The organism is Breoghania sp. JC706 (assembly GCF_037026715.1).
Taxonomy (GTDB): Bacteria; Pseudomonadota; Alphaproteobacteria; order Rhizobiales; family Stappiaceae; genus Breoghania.
The window spans coordinates 46,690-71,833 of sequence record NZ_JBANCG010000011.1 but is presented as its reverse complement, the minus strand read 5'-3'; the positions used below and the strand labels follow the sequence as shown (position 1 = coordinate 71,833).

At 64.4% G+C, this 25,144-nt stretch carries 20 protein-coding genes and 1 pseudogene; 18 read left to right on the top strand and 3 right to left on the bottom strand.

Going from position 1 to position 25,144, the window contains the following annotated elements; translation table 11 throughout:
* Positions 1-18: 18 nt before the first annotated feature.
* Entirely contained in the window at positions 19-444 is a 426-nt protein-coding gene (locus V2L18_RS20435; protein ID WP_336180186.1) for a hypothetical protein, read from the top strand.
* A 91-nt stretch (positions 445-535) separates the two neighbouring features.
* Here V2L18_RS20435 and hutC read toward each other — a convergent pair whose 3' ends face one another.
* The gene (gene hutC / locus V2L18_RS20430) at positions 536-1,279 is read right to left on the bottom strand and encodes a histidine utilization repressor (RefSeq protein ID WP_336180185.1); all 744 of its coding nucleotides are present in this window, start codon (positions 1,277-1,279) and stop codon (positions 536-538) included.
* A gap of 139 nt (positions 1,280-1,418) precedes the next feature.
* Positions 1,419-1,814 carry a hypothetical protein gene (locus tag V2L18_RS20425; RefSeq protein ID WP_336180184.1) on the bottom strand — a complete coding sequence of 132 codons (396 nt, stop codon included), beginning with the start codon at positions 1,812-1,814 and terminating at the stop codon, positions 1,419-1,421.
* A gap of 89 nt (positions 1,815-1,903) precedes the next feature.
* On the opposite strand from V2L18_RS20425, the gene hutI reads away from it, so the two are divergent.
* From hutI to V2L18_RS20340, 17 genes and pseudogenes are all read left to right on the top strand, one after another.
* Positions 1,904-3,076 (top strand): imidazolonepropionase, encoded by a 1,173-nt coding sequence (gene hutI / locus V2L18_RS20420; RefSeq protein ID WP_336180248.1) that lies wholly within the window; start codon positions 1,904-1,906, stop codon positions 3,074-3,076.
* A gap of 88 nt (positions 3,077-3,164) precedes the next feature.
* The gene (hutH, locus tag V2L18_RS20415; RefSeq protein ID WP_336180183.1) at positions 3,165-4,700 is read left to right on the top strand and encodes a histidine ammonia-lyase; all 1,536 of its coding nucleotides are present in this window, start codon (positions 3,165-3,167) and stop codon (positions 4,698-4,700) included.
* Positions 4,701-4,726: 26 nt separating this feature from the next.
* A pseudogene (locus V2L18_RS20410) lies at positions 4,727-5,179 on the top strand (N-formylglutamate amidohydrolase); the annotation flags it as partial.
* The gene (hutU, locus tag V2L18_RS20405) at positions 5,176-6,849 is read left to right on the top strand and encodes a urocanate hydratase (protein ID WP_336180182.1); all 1,674 of its coding nucleotides are present in this window, start codon (positions 5,176-5,178) and stop codon (positions 6,847-6,849) included. The pseudogene V2L18_RS20410 and the gene hutU, both read left to right, overlap by 4 nt.
* Position 6,850: 1 nt before the next feature.
* Entirely contained in the window at positions 6,851-7,462 is a 612-nt protein-coding gene (locus V2L18_RS20400) for a HutD family protein (RefSeq protein WP_336180181.1), read from the top strand.
* Between the two features lie 259 nt (positions 7,463-7,721).
* Positions 7,722-8,702: an SGNH/GDSL hydrolase family protein gene (locus V2L18_RS20395; RefSeq protein ID WP_336180180.1), complete on the top strand. Its 981-nt coding sequence runs from the start codon at positions 7,722-7,724 to the stop codon at positions 8,700-8,702.
* 257 nt (positions 8,703-8,959) lie between these two features.
* Positions 8,960-11,161: an iron-containing redox enzyme family protein gene (locus V2L18_RS20390; RefSeq protein WP_336180179.1), complete on the top strand. Its 2,202-nt coding sequence runs from the start codon at positions 8,960-8,962 to the stop codon at positions 11,159-11,161.
* A gap of 2 nt (positions 11,162-11,163) precedes the next feature.
* Positions 11,164-12,984, top strand: a complete 1,821-nt coding sequence (locus tag V2L18_RS20385) for a carbamoyltransferase (RefSeq protein ID WP_336180247.1) — start codon at positions 11,164-11,166, stop codon at positions 12,982-12,984.
* 237 nt (positions 12,985-13,221) lie between these two features.
* On the top strand, positions 13,222-14,595 hold the full coding sequence (locus V2L18_RS20380) for an aspartate aminotransferase family protein (protein ID WP_336180178.1): 1,374 nt from the start codon (positions 13,222-13,224) through the stop codon (positions 14,593-14,595).
* A gap of 68 nt (positions 14,596-14,663) precedes the next feature.
* Positions 14,664-15,290 carry a formyltransferase family protein gene (locus tag V2L18_RS20375; RefSeq protein WP_336180177.1) on the top strand — a complete coding sequence of 209 codons (627 nt, stop codon included), beginning with the start codon at positions 14,664-14,666 and terminating at the stop codon, positions 15,288-15,290.
* Positions 15,290-15,976 (top strand): LysE family translocator, encoded by a 687-nt coding sequence (locus tag V2L18_RS20370; RefSeq protein ID WP_336180176.1) that lies wholly within the window; start codon positions 15,290-15,292, stop codon positions 15,974-15,976. The genes V2L18_RS20375 and V2L18_RS20370 overlap by 1 nt, the downstream gene beginning before the upstream one ends.
* 283 nt (positions 15,977-16,259) lie before the next feature.
* A complete protein-coding gene (locus V2L18_RS20365; RefSeq protein WP_336180175.1) occupies positions 16,260-17,165 on the top strand; it encodes a substrate-binding domain-containing protein in 906 nt (301 codons plus the stop codon).
* 125 nt (positions 17,166-17,290) lie between these two features.
* Positions 17,291-18,769 (top strand): sugar ABC transporter ATP-binding protein, encoded by a 1,479-nt coding sequence (locus V2L18_RS20360; RefSeq protein WP_336180246.1) that lies wholly within the window; start codon positions 17,291-17,293, stop codon positions 18,767-18,769.
* Complete coding sequence (locus V2L18_RS20355; protein WP_336180174.1) at positions 18,766-19,740, top strand: ABC transporter permease; 975 nt, start codon at positions 18,766-18,768, stop codon at positions 19,738-19,740. The genes V2L18_RS20360 and V2L18_RS20355 overlap by 4 nt, the downstream gene beginning before the upstream one ends.
* 3 nt (positions 19,741-19,743) lie before the next feature.
* Entirely contained in the window at positions 19,744-20,694 is a 951-nt protein-coding gene (locus V2L18_RS20350; protein ID WP_336180173.1) for a sugar kinase, read from the top strand.
* 3 nt (positions 20,695-20,697) lie between these two features.
* On the top strand, positions 20,698-21,978 hold the full coding sequence (locus tag V2L18_RS20345) for a D-tagatose-bisphosphate aldolase, class II, non-catalytic subunit (protein WP_336180172.1): 1,281 nt from the start codon (positions 20,698-20,700) through the stop codon (positions 21,976-21,978).
* Positions 21,979-22,050: 72 nt separating this feature from the next.
* The gene (locus V2L18_RS20340) at positions 22,051-23,049 is read left to right on the top strand and encodes a LacI family DNA-binding transcriptional regulator (RefSeq protein ID WP_336180245.1); all 999 of its coding nucleotides are present in this window, start codon (positions 22,051-22,053) and stop codon (positions 23,047-23,049) included.
* A 301-nt stretch (positions 23,050-23,350) separates the two neighbouring features.
* Here the strand turns inward: V2L18_RS20340 and V2L18_RS20335 are convergent, their stop codons facing one another.
* A complete protein-coding gene (locus V2L18_RS20335) occupies positions 23,351-25,138 on the bottom strand; it encodes a gamma-glutamyltransferase family protein (protein ID WP_336180171.1) in 1,788 nt (595 codons plus the stop codon).
* Between the last annotated feature and the right edge of the window lie 6 nt (positions 25,139-25,144).

Below are 25,144 nucleotides of genomic sequence, written 5' to 3'. Positions count from 1 at the left end.
AAGAACAGGAGAAACGACATGCGTCTGGCAATGGAAGTTGAAGGCAAGGAAATCTGCAAGATCGAGGTCTTCGAGGACAAGTGCCCGATCATCGCGAAGGAGCTGCGCGAGAAGCTGCCGCTGAAGACGATGCTTCAGCACGGCAAGCTCAATGGCGATCTGATCTTCTTCACCCTGCCGATCGTCGCGCCGTGGGAGAACAAATACATCACCGGCGACCTCGGCAAGGAACGCATCAAGGAAAAGGGGACGGCGGCCGGCACGGTCTGTTTCTATGGTCCCCGCCAGCAGTTCTGCATCGTCTATGGCGACGACACCTCTGACGAGCCGCTCCCGATCTCCTATATCGGCGAGGTTGTGGAAGGCGAGATGCAGCTTCGCGTGACGGGCATGGAAACCTGGTTCGACCAGGGCCGCGTTCTGGAGCTGAAGGTCATCGACTGAAACGGGCGGCCGTTTCGTGAAATGGGAAAGGGCCGCCCTGCGGGTGGCCCTTTTTGCATGCGGGAACCGGCTTTGCGGTCCCCGGTCGGCCTCAGTGGCCGGGCGCGAAGCGGGCGGAGAGGTGGTAGACGTCGCCGCGGAAGATCTGACGCACGAAGGTGACCGTCAGACCGTTACGCCAGGTGCGGCGCTCCAGGCACAGGCAGGCCATCGAACGGGGGATCTCGAGCTCCTGCGCAACCTGTCGTGTGGGCGTGATGGCGTAGATGTTGTGCTCTGCTTCCGTCCAGGGAACGTTGTCGAGAAGCCAGGAACCCGGTGGTGTGGCCTCGAAACTTGTATCAGCGGCCGCCGGCACGGCGGCGACGTTGATGATGCGGGTTTCGCTGACGAAGGGAAGTTCGTCGGCGAAGTGTCGGGACCTTATCTCCACGATCTGCGATCCGGCATCGAGCTGGAAGGTCTTCGCGTCCGCCGCATCCGCCGTGCGCCCGGTGCGCGAGCGAAGCTCGTAGCGGTATTTCTTTCCGCGCTTCCTGATTTCCTCCGGCAGGTTCGGAATGGCCAGCACCGCCGATTCCATTCCCGGCTGGGCGACGAATGTGCCCGCGCGGCGTCGCCGCTCCACAAGCCCCGACTGCACCAGCGCCGAAATCGCGCGGTTCACGGTCATGCGCGCACAGCCGTACTGGGCCATGAGTTCGTGCTCGTAGGGAATACGGTGGCCCGGGGGCCAGTCGCCGGAGAGAATACGTTCTTCCAGATCGTTCCGTATGCGCTTGTGCAACGCAATGTCGCCGGAGGCAGAACTGGTTTGTCCGTTGGAATAAGTCACTGAAGTACCCGGTTTAAAAAAATCCTTGTAGCGCTCTTCGGCTGCGTCTCGCAAATGATGCCGGCCCTTTTTCACCAGCTTGACGCCGCGTCGCCGGGTGCAGCCCACCATTGTCGAATTTGCCGAGAAGATCCAGACGTCAATGAGCGCGCTCGCGTGACCGGGTAGTTGGTGCCGGATGGCCCGTGGCGAGACTGACGATATCGGCTGGCGCACCGAACGGGATGCCGGTAACGGCAACGCCGAGCGCCGGCGCACCGCCGCGATGGGCGCCTTCGAAGAGCGCGCGGCCGGTTGATCCACCTTTGCCTGATGCCAGAACGTTGCGCGCATGTTCGGCAAGGCGTTGCAAATATTTGAGCTGGCACAGCTCGCCTGCGACCGTCACCTCGATCTCGCCCCCAGATGTATCCACACGCACCTTTTCCGCCCGGCTGCCTGGCGGGAATGCTCGCTCGAACCAGAGGCTGTGCATGGTTTTTTCTCTCTTTAGAAAAGCACGCTGGACAATCGGATCTGAAATATGTCTATACATAGTACATGGAAAATGCCAGCTTGAATTCCGACCTTTCTCCGCCTGATGCGCCGCGTGAGCGCGTGTGGACGAATGCCCGTATCGCCACGATGGTACCCGGCACGGGCGGCAATGATGCTCTTGGTCGCATCGAGGATGCGGTCGTGGCCGTTCGGGGCGGACGCATCGTTCATGTCGGGCCGCGCGCCGACGCGCCGGACCTTTCCGGCTTCGAACCCGTCGATTGCGAGGGGCGCTGGATCACCCCGGGCCTGATCGACTGCCACACGCATCTGGTTCATGCGGGCAACCGCGCGAAGGAGTTCGCGATGCGGCTCGCCGGTGCGTCCTACGAGGAAATCGCGCGGGCCGGCGGCGGTATCGCATCGACGGTGCGCGACACGCGGGCGGCGGACGGGAACCGCCTGCTTGCGGAGAGCCTGCCGCGACTCGATGCGCTGCTGGCGGAGGGGGTGACCACGATCGAGGTGAAGTCGGGTTACGGCCTCAACCTTGAGGATGAATTGAAGACGCTGAAGGCAGCTCGCCGGCTCGGCGAGCTGCGGCCCGTGTCGGTCGCGAGGACGTTCCTTGGCGCCCACGCCATTCCGCCGGAATTTGCGGACGATCGTGACGGGTACCTGCGGCTGGTGATCGAGGAGATCCTTCCCGCCGTGGCGAAGGCCGGACTTGCTGATGCGGTCGATGCCTTCTGCGAGGGGATCGCGTTCTCGCCGGAAGAGGTCGCGCGGCTGTTTGCGGCGGCCAAGGCGCTCGGCCTACCGGTGAAGCTTCACGCCGACCAGCTTACCAACGGCCACGGCGGCGCGCTTGCCGCCCGTTTCAATGCCCTTTCGGCCGATCACATGGAATACGCCGACGAGGCGGCAGCGGTCGCCATGAGCGGGGCGGGGACGGTGGCGGTGCTGCTGCCCGGCGCGTTCTATTTCCTGCGCGAGACGCAGAAGCCGCCGGTCGACCTGTTTCGCAAGCACGGCGTGGCGATGGCGCTTGCCACCGACTGCAATCCCGGCACTTCGCCGCTGACCTCGCTTCTCCTCACCATGAACCTGGCCGCCACGCTCTTCCGCATGCCGGTCGACGAATGTCTGGCAGGCGTCACCCGCCATGCGGCGAGGGCGCTGGGGCGGCAGAACGAGGTGGGCACGCTGGAGGCGGGCAAGTGGGCCGATCTGGCGATCTGGGAGGTCGAGGACCTGGCCGAGCTCGTCTATCGGCTGGGCTTCAATCCCTTGGCCCGCCGCGTATGGCACGGACGGTAAGAACATCCTGACGTTGTGATGGGCCGCAGGAGCTTCGTCCGGAGGGGAGGGAGCAAGAGGGTCCCTTTTGTGAAAGAGGCAAATGGCGATGGTTCTGACATTGGAGCCGGGACACGTATCCCTGGCCACTCTTGCGGAGATCTATTTCTCGGGCACACCTGCGGTGCTGGGCGAAAGCGCCTTCCCGGGGCTGAAAAGGGCTGCGGAGCATGTTGCCGGCCTCGCCAATTCGGACGAGCCGACCTACGGCATCAACACCGGTTTCGGAAAGCTCGCGAGCGTGCGTGTTTCGCCGGCGGACCTGGCGACGCTGCAGCGCAATCTGGTGTTGTCGCACTGTTGTGGAATGGGTGATCCGTTGCCTGAGGCGATCGTGCGGCTGATGATGTCGCTGAAGCTGATCTCGGTCGGTTGCGGCGCCTCGGGTGTGCGGGTGGAACTGGTACGCCTCATCGAGGCGATGCTTGCGCGCGGTGTCATCCCGGTGATCCCTGAAAAGGGCTCCGTCGGCGCTTCGGGCGACCTCGCCCCGCTTGCGCATTTCGCGGCCGTACTGATGGGCGAGGGCGAGGCCTTTGTCGACGGCGACCGTTTGCCCGGCCGTGCCGCGCTGGAGCGGGTGGGACTTGAGCCCGTGCCGCTGGCCGCCAAGGAGGGCCTTGCGCTCATCAACGGCACGCAGACCTCGACCGCGCTGGCGCTGGCCGGCCTCTTCCGCGCTCACCGGGCGCTTCAGGCCGCCATCGTCTCTGGCGCGCTGTCCACCGATGCGGCGATGGGCTCGTCCGCGCCGTTCATCGAAGAAATCCATACGCTGCGTGGCCATCAGGGCCAGATCGACGCGGCCGCTTCGCTGCGCGCGTTGCTCGATGGTTCCGCGATCCGCGAAAGCCACCTGACCGGCGACAGCCGCGTGCAGGATCCCTATTGCATCCGCTGTCAGCCGCAGGTGATCGGCGCCTGCCTCGACCTGTTGCGCCAGGCTGGCCGTACGCTTGAGATAGAGGCGAATGCCGCAACGGACAATCCGCTGATCCTGGAAGACGGCACGGCGGTTTCCGGCGGCAACTTCCACGCCGAGCCGGTGGCCTTCGCCGCCGACCAGATCGCGATCGCGGTCTCCGAGATCGGGGCGATCACCCAGCGCCGCATCGCGCTGCTGGTCGACCCGGCGCTGAGCTTCGGTCTGCCGGCATTCCTGGCGGCCAATCCGGGGCTGAATTCCGGCTTCATGATCGCGGAAGTCACCTCTGCCGCGCTGATGTCCGAAAACAAGCAGATGACGCATCCGGCTTCGGTCGATTCCACGCCGACCTCGGCGAACCAGGAAGATCACGTCTCCATGGCCTGCCACGGCGCGCGTCGGTTGCTCGCCATGACGGAGAACCTTTTCTCCATCGTCGCCATCGAGGCGTTGGCGGGAACCGCGGGCATCGAGTTCCGCGCTCCAGTGGAGACGAGCGCGCAACTTGCCGGCGTAATCCACGGGGTCCGGGGCATCGTGACGAGGCTGGAGGAGGACCGCTACATGGCGAACGATTTGGCGTCCGCGTACGGGTTCGTCGCCTCCGGTGCCTTTGTCGAGCCGGTTGCGAACCTTCTGCCGACGCTGGAGGAAAAATGATGTCCTTTATCGTTGAACACGGCACTCCCTGTCATGAGGTCATCGAAGGCGAGATCGTGCGGGTGAAGGCGACACACGGCATCGCGGTCCTGTTTGACTGCCATTCCATCCGCTCACGTATTCCGTTCCTCCGCAAGGGCATGTTGACGGACGTCAACATCGGTACGAACGAGGGTGCCACATGTGCGCCGGAGATCGAGGCGGCACCCGCCGAAACTGCTGCTGATGTAGAGGGTTACGCCCATGTCCTGAATGGTCGATTCAAGGGCGGCTGGAAGACGCGCCACTACGGTCAGCCGCGCGACGGCGTTGATGCGATCCAGCTTGAACTCACCCAGTCGGCCTGTCTCGCCACAGAGATCCTTCCCTTCGACCACGACGCGGACAAGGCGGAACGCCTGCGCGTCCATCTGAAAAATGCCCTCCGGCGCATCGAGGCGTTCGCCTCGGAAGCTGCGGCAGCAGGAAAGACGAAATGAGCAATCCCCGTCACAACACCCGCGAAGTCCGCGCTCTGCGCGGCGCCGAGCTGAATGCCAAGTCGTGGCTGACCGAAGCTCCGATGCGCATGCTGATGAACAACCTCGATCCGGATGTCGCCGAGCGCCCGAACGAGTTGGTCGTCTATGGTGGCATCGGTCGCGCCGCGCGCACGTGGAACGACTTCGACAAGATCGTCGAGACGCTGAAGACGCTCGAGAACGACGAGACGCTGCTGGTGCAGTCCGGCAAGCCGGTGGGCGTCTTCAAAACCCACGCCGATGCGCCGCGCGTTCTCATCGCCAATTCCAATCTGGTGCCGCGCTGGGCGAACTGGGAGCACTTCAACGAGCTCGATCGCAAGGGCCTGATGATGTACGGCCAGATGACGGCGGGCTCGTGGATCTATATTGGCGCGCAGGGCATCGTGCAGGGAACTTACGAGACCTTCGCGGAGGCCGGCCGCCAGCACTATAGCGGGGATCTCAAGGGCCGCTGGATCCTGACCGGCGGGCTTGGCGGTATGGGCGGCGCGCAGCCGCTCGCCGCCGTCATGGCCGGCGCCTGCTGCCTGGCGGTCGAATGTGACGAAAGCCGCGTCGATTTCCGCATGCGCACCCGCTACGTCGATGAAAAGACGCACAGCCTCGACGAGGCGCTCGCCATGATCGAGCGCTGGACCGCCGCAGGCGAGGCGAAGTCAGTGGCGCTGATCGGCAACGCGGCGGAAATCTTCCCGACGCTGCATCGTCGTGGCGTGAAGCCGGATATCGTCACCGACCAGACCTCCTCGCACGATCCGATCCACGGCTACCTTCCGCTCGGCTGGTCGGTCGCGGAATGGCGCGAGCGTCAGGAAACCGAGCCCAACGCCGTCAACAAGGCGGCGCGTGCATCCATCAGGAAGCATGTCGAGGCGATGGTGGCCTTCGCCAAGGACGGCATCCCGACTGTCGACTACGGCAACAACATCCGCCAGATCGCCTTCGACGAGGGCCTGAAGGACGCGTTCATCTTCCCGGGCTTCGTGCCGGCCTACATCCGCCCGCAGTTCTGTAAAGGAATCGGTCCGTTCCGCTGGGCGGCGCTGTCGGGCGATCCGGAAGACATTTACCGCACCGACGAGAAGGTGAAGGAGCTGCTGCCGAACGACACGCATCTCCACAATTGGCTCGACATGGCGCGCGAGCGCATCGCCTTCCAGGGGCTGCCGTCGCGCATCTGCTGGGTCGGCCTCGGCGATCGTCACCGTCTCGGTCTCGCCTTCAACGAGCTCGTCGCGAAGGGCGAGGTCAAGGCGCCGATCGTCATCGGCCGGGACCACCTCGATTCCGGTTCCGTTGCCTCGCCCAACCGCGAGACCGAATCCATGCGTGACGGGTCCGACGCCGTGTCCGACTGGCCGCTGCTGAACGCCATGCTGAACGTCGCTTCTGGCGCCACGTGGGTGTCGATCCACCACGGCGGCGGCGTCGGGATGGGCTTCTCGCAGCATGCGGGCATGGTCATCTGCTGCGACGGCTCGGAAGATGCCGCCCGCCGCATCGGCCGCGTGCTGTGGAACGATCCGGCCACCGGCGTCATGCGACATGCGGATGCGGGCTACGAAAGCGCCCTCGAATGTGCGAAGGAGCATCAACTTCGGCTCCCCGGCATACTGGGTAATTGAGATGCGTCATTTGAAGGCAACTGGTCACTTCCGCATGCCCTGGAAGAACGGCAAGGGGGAGACGGCGGAAATCGCCGTCTTTCCGGAAGGCGCCGGGCTCAATGACTTCAGCTGGCGGCTCTCAATGGCGACGGTCGCGGAACCAGGACCGTTTTCGTCGTTTCCCGGTGTCGACCGGGTACTGGCGGTTGTCGAGGGCGAGGGGCTGCGGCTCTACATCGAAGGCGATATGGAGACCGTTACCCCGATCAGCGATGCGGTCTCCTTTCCGGGCGATGCCGCGGTCGCGTCAGACCTGCTTGGCGGGCCGGTTACCGATCTCAACCTGATGACCAGGCGCGGCATTTGCCATGGTCGGATCGACCGCGTGCGCGGCCCGCAGCACATGGAGATCGAGGCGGATGGACTGGCGACGCTTGTCGTCGCGCTTTCTCAGTGCGTCTTGACGGGGAGCCGGGTGAGGGATGACGCAGCGGATGGTGAGCTGCTCGAACTGGGCAGGCTCGATGCTGTTGCGCTGGAAACGGGAGACAGGGCAATGCTCAGCAGTGTGTCTGGCGGGCTGGATCTTCTGACGGTCCGGATCTTCGGCGAGGCGCCGCATTCGCGCTGAGACGGCACGGGTTTCTTGCGGCCGGGACGGACGGTGTCACCGTCGTCCCCGGCCGATCGGGCTGGCTGGACGCTATGCATCGGCAAAAATCGGCAGACGTCCCATCTTGAAATATTCAGCATGACGCAGGGGGAGGGTATAGCCGTGTCGGCGCTATTGACGGAGATAATGGGCTGAGATAAGGTTTAATTCGTTTTTATATTAGTATTTTCGGTTTTTATATATGCTTTTGGATTCTGTTAGGCAGCTAACGCCCCACATGCGTGCGTATTCGGAGGAATTCGCAGATAGCGGCAACATAAACTGGTTGCCCTATACCATGTACTTCCATCCCTACGGCTACCGCTCCGAGGTCGTGAACACCGACGATATCGGCTTTCGCTATTCGCAGAGCCGCGGCCGGGATTATTCCGTTGCCGACCATGACGGTATCGACGCGGTACGGGTGATCGCCGGGAGTTCGACGGTCTTCGGGATCGGGGCGAGCGGCGACCGGCATACGCTGGCCTCGCGGCTCAGCGAGATCGATCCGCGCGGCTTGCCTTGGATTAATTTCGGTGGGCGCAGCTTCAACTCCACGCAGGAGATGATCCTGTTCGCCCTCAACCGCCATCATCTGCCCAAGGTGAAGGAAATCGTGCTCTTCTCGGGTTTCAACGACCTGGGCCTTGCGCGGCTGCCGAAGCGGCTGCGTCAGGAGCATGGTGCGTTTTTCATGTGCAACGACTTTTTCGACGCCATGGGCGCGCGAAAGCAGTCGCGCTTCTCGTCTTGGTTCCAGAACGCGCGCAAGGCGGCCGCTGCGGCGGACGAAGTGCCGACGCTGGAGGAGCAGATCGACCAAGCCGCCCGGCTGGTGCTTCGCAATCTCGCGAACTGGCGGGCTATGGCGCGAGATGTTGGGGCGGAGCTGACTTTCGTCCTGCAACCTCTCGCCAACTGGGTGCGCAAGACGGGCACCCGCGAAGAAGAGGCCCTCTTCACCGAGCTGGAGAGGAAGGGCCGGTTCGCCGAAACATACGGTGACATTCTGGAGGAAGACGCCTACCGCGATTATCGGGACCGGCTTGCCAGCGGGGCAAAAGACCTCGGCGTGCCGTTCATCGATATCGTGCCGTTCATTCGGGAAAGCTTGCCGGACGACTTCTGGCTTTTCGTCGACCGGATTCATTTTACCGACCGGGGCCATGACTGGATGGCCAATCTTTTGCTGAAAAAGCTTTTGCACGAGAAGGGATAATGTCGATGTCACGTTTCATCCGGTTCATCAGGGCGCTTTTTGGTTTCAAGTCCGCACAGCAGGCCAAGAAGAAAGACGCCACCATCTATCCCATGTTCTGAGCAAGCCGGCGGACCGGAGCTGGAGAGCCCGCTGGCCGCAACCGACCGGGTGCGCCTTCCGGACGAGGTCTTGGGCCGCTTGTCCAGGTCGGTGCGCGGTTGCGTGCGCCGTCACCGGGAGGCGTGCGTTTTTGCTTGTTTTGATTGAGGTATTTCATGTGGCGTCGTGTCTTTGCGTATGCGGTGAACCCTGAGGTCTATCTCGACGCGGACAATATCCGATCGCTGCTACCGAAGGTGGCGGTGAGCGACGGGCTGCTTTCCGAGCGGCTGGCGCGCCTGCGCAGCCGTGCCGACGAGCTGGCCGCGCGGTGGAGCGATCTCGTCGAGACGGTGGGCGGCGGTCGCGGCAAGGGCTGCGGCAAGGGCTGCGATGGTGAAGCCGAGCTAGCCATCTTGCAGCAGAGCGCGCCGCTAGCGTCCGCTTTTGGAGCCGCGTTGCAAGGCCTGAGCGCTCCCTGTGTCTTTGAGGATCCGGTCAACCTGCGAGTGATGGCGCTGCTTGCCGATGATGTGGGCGCAGGCGCACCGGAGCGGGGGCGTTTCGACCGTTTTCGCGAAATGTGCCGCGCCTGCGAATTGCCGTGGGTGGCGGGCGGCGTTGCGGAACTGGCCGATCGGCGCGAAATTCGCGACGGAATGTTCCGGCTGCCAGCGACGATCTACGCGATGAGCCGGCGATCCGACGAGTTCGATTGCGAGCTGATCGGGCTCGATCTGGCGTGGCGTCATGTCGGCTTGCTGCCCGCCTGGCGGGCCCTGCTGCTCGATGCGAAGCGGCGGCGTGCGCTGGACGTGTCGACGGCGGCGACTATCGATCTTCCGGAAGGGGCGAGCCCAAAGGCGCATGCGCTGGCGATTGCCGGAGAAATCGCGCGCGATCCGGGCCGCGCGGCGCGGCTTTGTCACGGCGTCGCGCTCTTTGCGGCGCTGCTCGACGAGATGGACGCGCTGCTGCACGCGATCGTGCGTTCGCTCGCCGATCCCCGGCTTGCCATGGCCATTCTGGTACAAGACCGGGCGCGGGAGGCGCGCATCTATCACGGCGATTTCAGGCTGGAGGGGCGACCGCTCGGCGACTGGTTCGCGCAGGCCCAGAGTGATCCGATTCCGCTGGTCGATGCGCTCGGCCGCAGCCGGCTGGTCCGGCCGGGCGAACCGGAACGAAGCCGGCTGATCTCCGGGCTGATCCGCGAGGATGGGGCGATGTTCCGCATCTTCTCCGCAGCCGACATCGAAATCATCCGGCGCTGGATCGTCTGGCTGGGGACCGCGGCTGCTGCGCCGGGACGCGTCGGCGAAGCAAAGCTGTGGGGAGAACAGGCGACCATCCTGCCGCGCGCGGTCTTTCTCAGTCACGACCATCGTCCGATTTCGGGCGGAAATCTTGCGATCGGCGCTTGGCCGGGCGACATCCGGGCCGCCTATTTTCTGCTCCAGGGGCGGGCGCTCGCTCCACGTACACGGGAATTCGCTGGGGCTTATTGCGCGTTCTGGCTCGATCTGGCCCGCCGGTCCATTGATCGCAGCGATCGTTCGCTTCCGCCGGAGTGGCAGCCGGGGGAGTTGCGCGAATGGCTGCTCGCCTCCCACGATGCCCACGACCGGGCCTTCCTGGAAGGACGGAACCGGGAGATGCCCGGTCGGGAGGAGGTGGTTGACCAGACGGTGCAGCTTGCGCCGCTGACGCTCATCGACGGGGCATGGCTTCAGGGCTTCACCGAGGCTTCGCTTGCGTCCAGCCGGGTCGGCGCACCGCTTTTCGAGACCTATTGGGACGAGCTCGGAAACGGGGTGTGGGCGATCAACCATCCCAAGATCTACCGCGACGTGCTGGCCGCGATGGACGTGGTGCTGCCGCCGACGGGATCGCGTGCCTTCGCGCAGGATCCGCGGATCAAAGACGCCTCGTTCCGGCTGCCGGTCTATTGGCTTTCCATTGGCAAGTTTCCGGTCAGCTACCGGCCCGAGATCCTGGGTCTCAATCTGGCGATGGAGCTTTCCGGCGTCGGCGGCAGCTACCGCAATGCCCGCGAGTTCCTGAAGCACTACGGTTTCCCGACGATCTTCGTGGACCTCCACAACACGATCGACAACGTGTCGACCGGCCATTCCGCCTGGGCGGCGGATGCGATCGACGCCTATGTGCAGGCGACCAGAGACACGGTGCCGGCTTCGGAAAGCTGGGCGCGGATCCGTGCCGGATACGAGTCGCTCGCCCCGATTGCAGACGATGCCGCTGAGCTCGATTTCTTCGCGCTCAAGGAGACAAGAGCGTCGGGGCAGGCGGGCACTCCGCTCGGCACGATCGGGCCGTTCCTGCATCACTCGCTCCACGAGACGGAGATTGCAGCATGACGTTGTATCACCTTGGAATTTCCGCCTTCTATCACGACAGTGCCGCGGCTCTGGTCGCGGATTCCAGGATCGTCGCAGCGGCGCAGCAGGAGCGGTTCAGCCGCATCCGCCACGACAACGGCTTTCCCGAGGACGCGATCCGCTACTGTCTGGCGAGCGCGGGTATCCGGCTCTCCGATCTTGCCTCGGTGAGCTACTACGAGGATCCGAAGCTGAAGTTCCGCCGCACGCTGTCCTCATTCGCGAGCGCAGGGCCCGGCGGCCTGCCGGCCTTCCGGCACATCCTGCCGGAATGGATCCGCTGGAAGGGCAAGGCCGCGCAGGTGGTGGAGAACCGGCTGGCGGCGATGAACAACGGCGTGCCGGTGAAGGTGGAAACCGGCGAGCATCACCGCTCGCACGCGGCCTCCGCCTTCTATCCCTCTCCCTTCGAGAGTGCCGCGGTGCTGTGCGTGGACGGGGTGGGGGAGTGGCACACGACGACAGTGTGGCACGGCCGGGGGCGCCGGCTGAGGCTCGCCAACTCGATCTCCTATCCGCACTCGCTGGGGCTTCTCTATTCGGCCTTCACCTACTTCTGCGGCTTCAAGGTCGATTCCGGCGAATACAAGCTGATGGGGCTCGCGCCCTACGGTCGGCCGATCTATGCCGACAGGATCCGCGACCATCTGATCGAGATCCGGAAGGACGGTTCGTTCTCGCTCAACATGGCGTATTTCTCGTTCCTGCAAGGTCAGCGGATGGTGGGCGAGGAATTCGCGAGGCTTTTCGGTCGCCCACGGCGCGAAGCCGAAAGCGAGCTGACGCAGGACGAATGCGACCTCGCGGCCTCCGTCCAGCAGGTCACGACGGAGGCGGTCATCGGCCTTGCACGCGCGGCCAAGGCGATGACCGGCGAGGCGCGGCTCTGCCTTGCCGGCGGCGTGGCGCTCAACTGCGTCGCCAACGGGGAGCTTTCGCGCTCAGGGTTGTTTTCGGAAATCTGGATCCAGCCGGCGGCAGGTGACGCCGGTTGCGCGCTCGGGGTGGCGCTCGATCAGGACGTGCGGCGTACCGGGCGGCGACCGCAGGTCAAGTCGGGCCAACAAGACGCCATGCAGGGATCGTTGCTCGGGCCGTCATACGATGACGATGACATCGCCAGCTTTCTGGAAGGTCGAGGCGCGCCTTATCACCGCTACGATGAGAAGCGGATGCTGGAAGCGACCGCCGAGCATCTCGCCAGGGGGCGGGTCGTCGGCTGGTTCCAGGGGCGGATGGAATTCGGCCCTCGTGCGCTCGGCGCGCGCTCGATCCTCGGCGATCCGCGCAATGTCGAGATGCAGAAGACGATGAATCTCAAGATCAAGTTCCGCGAGTCCTTCCGCCCCTTCGCGCCGGCCGTTCCGGCGGAGGCGGCGGACGACTATTTCGATGTGCGCCAGGACAGCCCGTATATGCTGATCGTCTCGCCGGTTCTGGAGAAATGGCGGCGCGAGAGCGGGGAGCGCGGTCTCGGATCCATCAACGAAGTGCGTTCGGACTTGCCGGCGATCACTCATGTCGACAACTCGGCACGGGTTCAGACGGTCCACGAGGAGACGAACCCGCAATTCCACCGGCTGCTCCGCCACTTTGCGGACAAGACCGGTTGTCCGGTGCTTGTGAACACCTCCTTCAACGTGCGCGGCGAGCCGATCGTCTGCACCCCAGAGGAGGCCTACACCTGCTTCATGCGGACGAACATGGATGTCCTCGTTCTGGGAAATTGCGTGCTGATCAAGAACGACCAGCCGCCGCTTGAAAACGATGTCGACTGGCGCAGCGAAATCGCGCTCGACTGATATTGTGCTGCCGAACAGGAGCGTATTATGCTCTCTTTTCTAAGTTCAATTGTTTACGTTCTTTTCTTTCTCCCGATTTGGGCTGTTCGCCGGATTTTCGGCCTGAGCCGTTTCGAGCGCCGCTTTCATGCGCGCAGGAGCACCTGGGACAGTTCTGTTTCGTCCCAAGAATGACCCCGCCGCGACCGATTTGACGAAGTGCGATTTGATGACAAGTGATTTGGATGACGTGAAAAAATGTCGGCAACCATCTACAAGAAGCTGAGCGATATGCCGCTGCGCCTGACGGGCGGGGAGGGCGTCTGGCTGCACGCAGAAGGGCGTGCGCCGATCCTGGACACATGCGGCGGGGTGGTGGTTTCAAGCCTCGGCCATCGGCATCCGCGCATTCGGGCCGCCATGGCGCGGGCGGCGGACGATGTCGCCTGGGCGCATGCGGGCAGTTTCACCTGCGACGCGGCCGAAGAGCTGGCGGAGCTTTTGATCGACGAGGCCGGGCCGGGGCTTTCCCATGTCCAGTTCCTCTCCGGCGGGTCGGAAGCGATGGAACTGGCGGTAAAAGTCGCCTACCAGTACCACTGCGAGCGTGGCGAGCCCGCCCGCAAGCGCTTCATCTCGCGTCGCCAGAGCTATCATGGCAGCACGCTCGGCACGCTGGCGCTGTCGCACAATCCCGCCCGCCGCGGCGTTTTCGAGCCGCTTTTGGCCAAGGCCTCTTTCGTTTCCGCCTGTAACGCCTATCGCGGCCGCAAGTCCCGAGAAAGCGATGCGGACTATGTGGCCAGGCTTGCGCGTGAACTCGATGCCCGAATTTCGGCGCTTGGGGCCGAGACTGTTGCCGCCTTCGTCGCGGAGCCAGTCGTGGGGTCCACCAACGGGGCGGTGCCCGCGGTTCCGGGCTATTTCCGGGCGATACGCGAGGTCTGCGACCGTCACGGCCTGCTGCTCATTCTCGATGATGTGATGTCGGGGATGGGGCGCACAGGGCATCTCTATTCGCATATCGAGGATGACGTGGCCCCTGACATCGTCGCCATCGGCAAGGGGCTGGCGGCAGGCTACCAGCCGATTTCGGGCTACGTCGTGGCCCCTCACGTCTACGAGGCACTGCGCGCCGGCTCCGGCATCCTTCAGAACGGTCAGACCCATGTGAACCACCCGTTCGCCTGCGCGGTGGCGCTTGAGGTGCAGAAGACCATCCGTGACGAGGGGCTCATCAATGCGGTGCGCCGGCAGGGCGGGCGGCTTCGCTCCGGGCTGGAGGCGCTCGCGCGGGACCATCCCTTCATCGGCGACGTGCGTGGGCGCGGGCTCTTCCTCGGGATCGAGTTCGTCGCCGACAAGGAGACGCGAGAACCTTTGCCGGAAGGGGCAGCCATCGCGGCGAAGCTGAAGAGGACGGGTTTCGACAATGGGCTGCTGCTCTATCCCGGCTCCGGCACGGCGGACGGTCGGGAGGGGGCTCACATCCTGTTTGGCCCGCCTTTCATCGCAAGGGATGACGAGATCGATGAACTCCTAGCCCGTCTGGAGCGTGTGCTCTGGACCGTCCTGCCGGACATGCAACGGGTTGCAGGCCATGCACGGTCCGTGGCGGATCCGGTTGGTTAGGGTGCGGTCCGACAAATGAGACGGGATCATTTTTTACGGCAAGCGATTGACTATCGAGGGAAAATTTCATGGTTATACCGAATTCCGCACCGGCGCCCACCCCTTTGAAGAACACCGACAAGGTGTTGCTCTCCGTCGTGGATATGGACTGGTGCGATCTGGGCGTCACCTATGCACGCCAAGTTTTTACCAATCTGGAGGTGCTGTGCTGGGACACGGGCGATCCCGAGCCCGAGCACATCAGGAATTGGGAGGGTGACTGGATCATCTCCTATCGCGGCGATTACATCTTCCCGCCGGAAATCTTCCAGCGTGCGCGCAAGGGGGCGATCAACTTCCACCCCGCGCCGCCGAAATATCGCGGGCTGGGCAGCCAGCACTATGCCATCTACCAGGGCGACGAGACCTACGGCTCCACCTGCCACCATCTGGCGGCCTCCGTCGACACTGGCGACATCGTCGACGTGCAGCGTTTCCGTATTTCGCCGGGCGAGACGGCGTCCTCATTGCGATACCAGGTCGGCGTGCATTGCCTGTCGCAGTTCGTGAGGCTCCTGTCCGACTACATCCTGCCAGGCAATCCGCTGCCGCGTTCGCCGGAGCGCTGGGGCGATCGTCTCTACCGCCAGCGGGAGATCGACGCCTGGCTCGCCAAGACCAAAGCGGACATGCCCGAACACCGGAGCGTCGTATGATGGGCGAGGGCCTTGCCATTTTCCTGCCCAACCTGGCGATGGCCTACGGCACCTATGTCGTGGGCACCTCGAGCCCCGGCCCGGCGAACATGGCGATCATGCGCAATGCCCTGTCGCACGGCCGGGCCGGAGGCCTCGCGACGGCCTTTGGTGTCATTTCCGGTTCGCTGATCTGGGGCATCCTGTGTGCCGTGGGGCTTGGCGCCGCGCTCGCGCGGATGCCGCAGCTCCTGAACTTTCTGGGCGTGGTCGGCGGTTGCTACCTGATATTTCTCGGCTGGAAAGCTCTGAAAACCGCTCGGGCCGGCCGTCCGGCGGAACTGGGGAGCGTTTCCGATGCTGCCGGCAAGACGGGGGGGCGGCGCCGCGATCTCTATCTCTACGGGCTTGGCCTGCATCTGACCAACCCGAAGGCGATGCTCGTGTGGATGTCGATTATCGCCATCGGCCTGCCTGCGGGGGCCGACAATCTCCTGCTGCCGGTCGTTATCGTGGGGGGCTGCGCAGTCCTTGGCGTGATCATCTTCTGCGCCTACGCGCTTGTCTTCTCCGCTCCTGCCATGATGCGCGGGTACCTTCGGGCGACCGTGCCGATCAATCTTTTCATCGCTATGCTTTTCGCCTTCGCGGGCGGAAGCCTCGCGATCACCTCCGCCCGGCCGCTTCTGGCCGCGTTTGCCGGCTGAACCCTGGGGCGGGCCGGGCGCTTGTGGAACGCCACCACGGGCGTCCGACGGGGACTTTTCGCGTCGGCGGATCCGTCCCGCCGGCGGTGCCTGCTTTTCTCGCGTGAGAGGCCGTTCGGACCATGACGCGCTGCTGCAAGAGAGCCGCCGCGCGTGATCTTGTCGCGCGCTTTTTGAAGTATTTTACACGAGTAAAATAAAATGCTATCGCGTGAAAAATCTGCGATGGGCAGCTGTGCGATAACGACCCCGTCGCGTTCCCAACAAACGCAAGGGAGGATCCATGTTCGCTTCTCGAGTTCTCAAATCCGTTCTGGTTTCAGGTGCTGCGCTTCTCGCCCTCGGTACGGCTTCCGTCGGCGGCGCCTGGGCCGATGGCATCGGCGCTTCGCTTCTCACCCAGCAGCATCCGTTCTACATCGAGCTTGCCGACGCCATGAAGGCGGAAGCGGCGGAGAAGAAGGTGCCGCTGGAGGTCTCCATCGCCAACCAGGATCTGAGCAAGCAGCTCGCCGATGTCGAGGACTTCATCGTCAAGGGCGTGGATGTGATCGTGATCTCGCCGGTCGACAGCCAGGGCGTGCTGCCGGCGATCATGAAGGCGCAGAAGGCCGGCATCAAGGTGCTGACCGTCGACGTGCCGGCCAAGGGCATCGACGTCACCTCCTACATCGGCACCGACAACTACGCCGGCGGCGTGAAGGCCGGCGAGCTGATGGGCAAGGTGCTTAATGGCGAGGGCAAGGTCGCGATCATCGACTACCCGACCGTGCAGTCCGTGGTCGCCCGCGTCGAGGGCTTCAAGAAGGCGCTCGAGAAGTTCCCGAAGATCGAGATCGTCGCCCAGCAGACCGGCATCACGCGTGCCGAGGCTCTGGCGGTTGCCCAGAACATGCTTCAGGCACACCCCGACATCACCGGCATCTTCGGTTTCGGTGACGACGCTGCGCTGGCCGCCGCCGTTGCCGTCAAGTCGCAGGGTCTTCAGGACAAGGTGAAGGTCATCGGCTTCGACGGCATGGAAGAGGCGCGCAACGCCGTGGACAACGATCCCGTCATGGTTGGCGTCATCCAGCAGTTCCCGGGCGAGATGGGCAAGCAGGCCGTCGACACCGCCATCAAGGTGATGAACGGCGAAGACGTGCCGGCCGAGCAGCCGATCGAACCGGGCGTCTACACCGGCAAGTAACGACACCGCCGGAGCCTTTTGCCCTCCGCACCGGATATGCGTATCTGGTTGCGGAGGGCTTTTGTTATCAGACCAATGTGAGGGTGCCCGGAGTGACCGAGACCCCGACTGATGTCGTGCTGTCGATGCGCGATGTGAAGAAGACCTTCGGGCCGATCACCGCGATCCAGCGGATGGAGCTCGACGTGCGACGGGGGCGGGTTCACACGCTTCTCGGCGAAAACGGCGCGGGCAAGTCCACGCTGATGAAGATCCTGGCCGGGGTCCAGCCGGCCACCGAGGGAACCATCCTGCTGGATGGCGTGCCGTTTGCGCCGCGCTCACCGCAGGAGGCGGCCGCCCGCGGGCTGGCTATCGTGTTCCAGGAACTCAGCCTCGTGAACACGCTGACGGTGGCGGAGAATATTCTCGCCACCCGCGAGCCGAGCCGCTTCGGCTTCATCTCCGACCGCAAGCTGGTGGAGCGTGCCGAAACGCTGGTGCGTGAACTCGGCCTGCCCATCGATGTGCGCGCCCGTGTCGGCGATCTCTCCATCGCCCAGCGCCAGCTCGTCGAAATCGCCAAGGGCCTCAGCCACGACGCCAAGATCGTGATCCTCGACGAGCCGACTTCGTCGCTGTCGGACGCGGAGGCGGAAATCCTTTTTCGGATCGTCGGCCGGCTGACGGAGGCGGGCAAGGCGGTGATCTACATCTCGCACCGCATGGAAGAGATCATGCGGCTCTCCGACGACATCACTGTGATGCGCGACGGCGAGTACGTGGCGACGCTGCAAAAGGACAGGACCTCCATCGACGAGCTGATCGCGCTGATGGTCGGCCGGCAGATGAACGAGATCTATCCGCCGCGCGTCGGCGACGAGCCGGGCGAGGACGTGGCGCCCGTTCTGGAAGTGGAGCACCTGTCAGGCGGGCGCGTCTTCCAGGCTGTGAGCTTCTCGGTCAAGCCTGGTGAAATTCTTGGATTTTTTGGCCTTGTTGGCTCGGGTCGCTCCGATGTCATGAAGGCGCTGTTCGGCATGCACTGGTACGAAGGTACCATCCGTCTCGACGGCAAGGACGTGGTGCTGAAGGATCCGACGGACGCCATCCGCCTGGGCATCGGTTTCGTGACCGAGAACCGCAAGGAGGAGGGGCTGGTGCTGGCCCACGCGCTGCGCGCCAACATCACCATGGCCGCACTCGGTCGCGTTTCGTCCGGCGGGTTCCTGAACCGGCATCGCGAGCGCCAGCTTGCGGAGGAGGAAAGCGCGCGGCTGGGCGTGCGCGCCGCCTCCATCGAGGCCACCGCCGGCACCCTTTCGGGCGGCAACCAGCAGAAGGTCGTGCTCGCCAAGTGGCTGACGACCCGGCCGCGGGTGCTGATCCTCGATGAGCCGACCCGCGGCGTCGACGTCGGCGCCAAGTTCGAGATCTACCGCATCATCCGGCAACTGGCCGCAGACGGCACAGCGATCATCATGGTCTCTTCCGAGCTGCCCGAGGTGCTGGGCATGTCGGACCGTGTGGTGATCATGTCGAGAAAGCGGGTGCAGGCGATCGTGCCGCGCGCGGAACTGACACCGGAAAGCGTCATGAGCTTTGCTACGGGACAGAAAAAATGACCGAGACATCCGTCTACAAGGCCGATCCCATGGCCACTCTCAAGACCATGATGCGCCAGTATGGCGGCATCTTCCTCGCGCTCGTCGTGCTGTGCGTGATCTTCTCCATCGCCAATCCGCGCTTCATGTCGGTGGCGAACCTGATGAACATCCTCCAGCAGGTGGCGGTGATCGCGATTGCCGCCTTCGGCATGACATGGGTGATCCTGCTGGGCGAAATCGACCTCTCCGTCGGCTCCATCATTGCGGTCGCCGGCATGGTGGGGGCGCAGGTGATCGGGCTCGGCTGGGGCTTCGTGCCGGCGCTGATGCTGACGCTGGTGTCCGGCATCCTGATGGGCGGCGTGAACGGGCTCTTGACGGCCAAGCTGCTGCTGCCCTCCTTCATCGTGACCGTCGCCACCATGAGCATCTATCGCGGGATGGTAAGCCTGCCGACCAACGGCGCTCCGGCGATGATCATGGACCCGACGTGGACCGCCATCGGAGCCAACAGCTTCCTCGGCGTGCCGATCATCATCTGGATCGTGGTGGGGCTCTTCATCGCCAACCACATTCTGCTGTCCAAGACCACGTTCGGCCGCAAGACCTATCTGACCGGCGGCAACCGCGAAGCGGCGCTCTATTCCGGCATCAAGGTCGACCGGATGAAGATCCTGATCTTCATGATCTCCGGTCTGATGGCCTCGATCTCAGGCATCCTGCTGTCCTCGCGCCTCTATTCGGCCCAGACCAACGCCGGCATGAGCTACGAGCTCGACGCCATCGCCGCAGCCGTTCTGGGCGGCACGTCGCTTTCCGGCGGCACCGGCTCGATGATCGGAACGCTGATCGGCGCGCTGATCATCGGCGCGCTCAACAACGGTATGAACATGCTGTCCGTTCCCTATTTCTACCAGTTGATCGTCAAGGGGCTCGTCATTGTTCTCGCCGTCTGGCTCGACGTGCGCTCCAAGCGGCGGAAAGTCTGAGCAATGGTTGACAAGCAGCTTCTGACCGTCGGCGAGGTTCTCGTCGAGATCGTCGCGACGACGAAGGGCGACGGGTTTCGCTCCGCTCAACCGCTGATCGGGCCGTTTCCCTCCGGCGCGCCTGCGATCTTCGTCGATCAGGCGGCGCGCATCGGGGCGGGGGCGGCGATCATTTCGCGTGTCGGCGCCGACGATTTCGGTCGCGTCAACCTAGATCGGCTCGCGGCCGACGGGGTGAACATCTCCGGCATCGCCATCGCCGAGGACGGCGCGCCGACGGGCTCCGCCTTCGTGCGCTACCGCGAGGATGGCTCGCGCGCTTTCGTGTTCAATATCGCGCATTCAGCCTGCGGCCAGCTGGAGCTGACGGCAGAGGCCGAGGCGGTCATCGACGCCTCGTCGCATATTCACGTGATGGGTACGGCGCTCAGCTCCCCGGGACTTTCGAAACTGCTGAGAACGGCGATCGCGCGGATCAAGGCGCAAGGGGGAACGCTTTCCTTCGACCCGAACCTGCGGCCGGAGATCCTGAACACGCCGGGCCTGCGCACCGCTCTCGGCGAGATCCTGGCGCAGACGGACGTGTTCCTGCCCTCCGGCGACGAGATCTTCCTCTTCACCGAAGCCCGCGATGAGGCCGGCGCGGTGGAGGACCTGCTGGCGCGGGGCATTCCCGAAATCGTCCTGAAGCGCGGGGCAAAGGGGGCTTCTCACTTCTGTGCCGCCGGACGGACCGATGTTGCACCGCTTGCCGTTGAGGAAATCGACCCGACAGGCGCCGGCGACTGCTTTGGTGGTGCCTTTGTCGGGATGTGGCTCATGGGCCGGCCGGTGGAGGAGGCACTCGCCTACGCCAATGCCGCAGGCGCGCACGCGGTGACGAAGGTCGGGCCGATGGAGGGAGCCGCGACCCGCGCCGAACTCGATCAATTCATGAAAGACCGTACGAGGTAGACGATGCCGACGAACATTCTCCACGACATTTCCGACTGGCGCGGACGTGCCGGCGCGTCGGGCATCCCCTCGATCTGTACCGCGCATCCGCAGGTGCTGGTTGCCGCCATGCGCGCGACCGCGCCGACCGGTCTGCCTTTGCTGATCGAGGCGACCTGCAACCAGGTCAACCAGGATGGCGGCTACACCGGCATGACGCCGGCCGACTACCGCGATTTCGCCTTCGCGCTCGCAGACAAGGAGGGGTTTCCCCGCGAACGCCTGATCCTCGGGGGTGACCATCTGGGCCCGAACCCATGGAAAGCTCTGCCGGCGCAAGAGGCCATGGCCAAGGCCGAGGTAATGATTGCGGCGTTTGCGGCCGCCGGTTTCACCAAGCTGCACCTCGACTGCTCCATGGGCTGCAAGGGCGAGCCGGTGGCGCTCGCCGACGAGGAGACGGCGGCACGCGCCGCGCGCCTGGCGGAAGTTGCGGAAGCCAATCTCCCGGGCGGTGACTTTCCCGCACCGGTCTACATCATCGGCACGGAGGTTCCGATCCCCGGCGGTGCGATGGAGGAGATCGGCGAACTGGAACTCACCACACCGGAAGCGGCCAAGACGACCCATGCGGTCACGAAGGCCGCATTCCTTGATCGCGGGCTCGGCGATGCCTTTTCCCGTGTGGTCGGGCTGGTGGTGCAGCCGGGCGTCGAATACGGCAACCACAATGTGGTCGACTACGTGAGTGCCAAGGCCCAGTCCTTGAGCGCGGCGCTTTCCGACATGCCGGGCATGGTCTTCGAAGCTCATTCCACCGACTACCAGACCCGCGACAACCTGCGCGCGCTGGTGCGCGACGGATTCGCGATCCTGAAGGTCGGTCCGGGGCTGACCTTCCGCTGGCGCGAGGCCCTCTATGGCCTCGATCTTATCGCCGAGGAGCTCTTTCCCGGCAGACGCGACAAGACCCTGCGCCAGACCATGGAAGAGGTGATGCTTGCCGCCCCCGCGAACTGGGATCGCTACTATGAGGGCGACGATGCGGAGCGCGCCATGATGCGGCATTTCTCCTATTCCGACCGCATCCGCTATTACTGGCCGGTCGCCGAGGCGCGGGCGGGGGAGAAGGCGCTTTTCGACCTTCTCGCCGGCGTCGAAATTCCGGAGCCGCTTATCGGCGCCTATCTCGGCGCGCGCTATGAGGATGTGCGCGCAGGACGACTGGCGCCCAAGGCGGAGGACCTCGCGCTGGCTGCGGTCGAGAATCTGATGCAGGATTATATTTTTGCCAGCAGGGATTGATTGATCTTGGGACGATTGGACAGCGACGACGCGATTGACGATCGCGAGGAAAAGCCTGCCGAAATCCGCACGATGGAGGACTTTGCCGCCTTCGTCGGTCTGTCCCGTCCCACCGTCTCGAAATTCTTCAACGATCCCGTTTCCGTGCGCGCCAAGACGCGCGCACGGATCGAGGCGGCGGTCGAGCAGTCGGGCTTTCGTCCGAACCTGCTCGCCTCCAACCTCAAGCGCAGCCGGACGCGCGTTCTGGGCGTCATCATCCCCAACACGACCGATCCGTTCTACATGGAGCTGACGCGCTGCATCGAGAGCATCGCGGCGCATGCGGGGTATTTTGCCTTCGTACTGTCTTCCAACGGCGAGCGGGAAATCGAGACCGAGGCGATCGGCCGCCTGCAATCGCTGAACGTCGCCGGGGCCATCGTCGTCCCGCTTGGCGCGGACGAGACGAACGCCGAACTGACGCGGCTCGAAGCGCGCATTCCGCTCGTTTACGTGGACAGCCGCCCCGATCACGAGGCGCCCTTTGTCGGGACCGACAATTCCCAGAGCTTCAATCTGATCGTCGAGTACCTGAGCCGGTCCGGCGCGCCGCCGGCGTTTCTCGGCATGCCGGAAATCAACCGCAACGCCGCCGCGCGCCGCCGCGCCTATGCGGCGGGCATGCAGAAGGTAGGGGGCGAGCCGGTCTTTCTCGATGTGCCGGACGAAAAGACATGGGACTTCGAGCGCTTCGGACATACGGTGATGGCGAAAACACTCGCGTCTGGCAAGGTCCCCGGCACCGTCCTTTGCGCCAATGACCGACTGGCGTTCGGGGCGTTGCTGGCGGCGTGGGAGGCGGGCTTGCGCGTCGGGCATACGGGCGCCGCGGACATCCGCATCGCCGGTCACGACGATCATCCGCTTGCGCGCTACACCTGTCCGCCGCTGACCACCGTGGCGCAGAACTATGAGGGGATCGCGCGCATCGCCATGCAGAAGCTCATCGCGCTTCTGGACGACACCACCCCAGAGACGCCGCAGCGCACGCTCCTGCGCGGCGACCTGATCCTGCGCGCCTCCGCCTGAGCGGCGCAACTCTCGGCGAGACGGCGACCTCGGCGCTCATCCTTCGAGATGGCCTTTTCGGGCCGCCTCAGTGTCTGGCTCGATAATGGTATCGGGCTATGCGCTTTCGGCCATTCCCCCTCATACCCCTCCGCCGTCATTGCCCGGCGAAGTCCGGGCAATCCACCGGCAGCCGCGGAAGCTGGGGTACGTGCTGGATCACCCGGACTTCGCCGGGTGATGACGGTGGAGAGGTATTAAGGCGTGTAGAATTCGGGCGTAGAATGAACGGCCATTTTTGGGCGATTTTTCCAGCGAACCTTCAGCGGCCTATCGCGTAGGCCTGCATCAGGCGCGGGGTCGCTCCGGCCTTGAGAAGGCCGTTGGGCTCGCGTTTGGCGGCGGTCAGGCGGCCGATTGTCCAGGTGCCGGCCTCTTCCACCGAATGTCCCTTTGCACGCAGGGCGGCGATGACGTCGTCACCGAAGTTGTTTTCGACCATGATATGGCCTGGCTGGCGCTGGCGCGGATGGAAGGATCCCGGAAAGTGGGTCGTGTGGAAGAGCGGCATGTCGATCGACTGCTGAAGGTTCAGCCCGTGATTGACGAGACGCAGGAAGAGCGAGAGCTGCCACTGGTCCTGCTGGTCGCCGCCGGGGGTGCCGAAGGCGAGCGTCGGCCTGCCTTCGAAAGACGCGATGCTGGGAGTGAGCGTCGTGCGCGGCCGCTTGCCGGGCGCAAGCGACGTCGGCAGGCCGGGCGTCAGCCAGAACATCTGGGCGCGCGAGTTCAGGCAGAAGCCGAGGCTCGGGATCGTCGGCGAAGATTGCAGCCAGCCGCCCGACGGCGTCGCGGAAACCATGTTGCCCCAACGGTCGATGATGTCGATATGCACGGTATCGCCGCGCTTTTCCGACAGGTGCGCCATGGTCGGCTCGTAGATGCCGGTCGTGGAGATGCCGGCGCTGTCGATGACCGCCATGGTCGTCCTGGCCTGCGCCTCGTAGCCCGGCAGGATTCCCGGCCTGAGATCGAACGACGCCTTTTCGGTGATCAGCCTGCGGCGCTCGTCGTTGTAGGCATCTGACAGAAGCTGATCCATCGGGACCTCGGTGAAGGCCGGATCGCCGTAATAGACCTCGCGGTCGGCATAGGCGAGCTTCATGGCTTCGGTCACGAGGTGGACGAACTCGGCGCCGGCGGGATCGAGACTCGCGAGATCGAACCCCTTGAGGAGCGCCAGCGACTGCAAGAGCACCGGGCCCTGTCCCCACGGGCCGGTCTTGGCGACGCTCCAGCCGTGATAGTCGTAGGTAAGCGGCGCCTCGTAGCTCGCTTGCCAGTTGGCCATGTCGTCGGCGGTCAGGACGCCCTTGTGGCGGCTGCCGCTGCCGTCCATGACTTCCGTTTCGCGCACAAAGGTGTCGATCTCCTCGGCGACGAAACCGCGGTAGAAGATGTCCCGGGCGGCCTCGATCTGCGCCTCGCGTCCGGTTCTGGTCTCCGCTTCGTCGAGGAGACGGGTCCAGGTCTGCGCGAGCACGGGATTGCGGAAAAGCTCGTCGGGCTCGGGCGCGGAGCCGCCCGGCAGCCAGGTCGCGTGCGAGGTCGGCCATTCGGTGCGGAAGAAGTCGTCCAGCCCCTTGATCGTGGCACTGACGCGGGCGAGCGTCGGATGGCCTTGTTCGGCATAGTAGATCGCCGGTTCCAAGAGGTCGCGCAGCGGCAGCGAGCCGTGGTCGCGGGCCATCAGCATCCAGCCGTCGAACGCGCCGGGGATGACCGTGGCGAGCAGCCCGTCGCCGGGAATGACGTCCAGTCCCTCGCTACGATAATGCTCGATCGTTGCACCCGCAGGCGCGGGGCCTTGCGCGCACAGCACCTCCACCTTGTCCGTACGCGCGCTGTAGAAGACGACGGGGAGATCGCCGCCCGGACCGTTCAGATGCGGCTCGACGACATTGAGCACCAGGCCGGTCGCGACCGCGGCGTCAAAGGCATTTCCGCCCTTTTCCAGGATGCTCATGCCGACGGCCGATGCGATCCAGTGCGTCGAGGCGACGACGCCGAAGGTGCCCCTTATTTCGGGCCGGGTGGTGAAACTGGACATGTATTC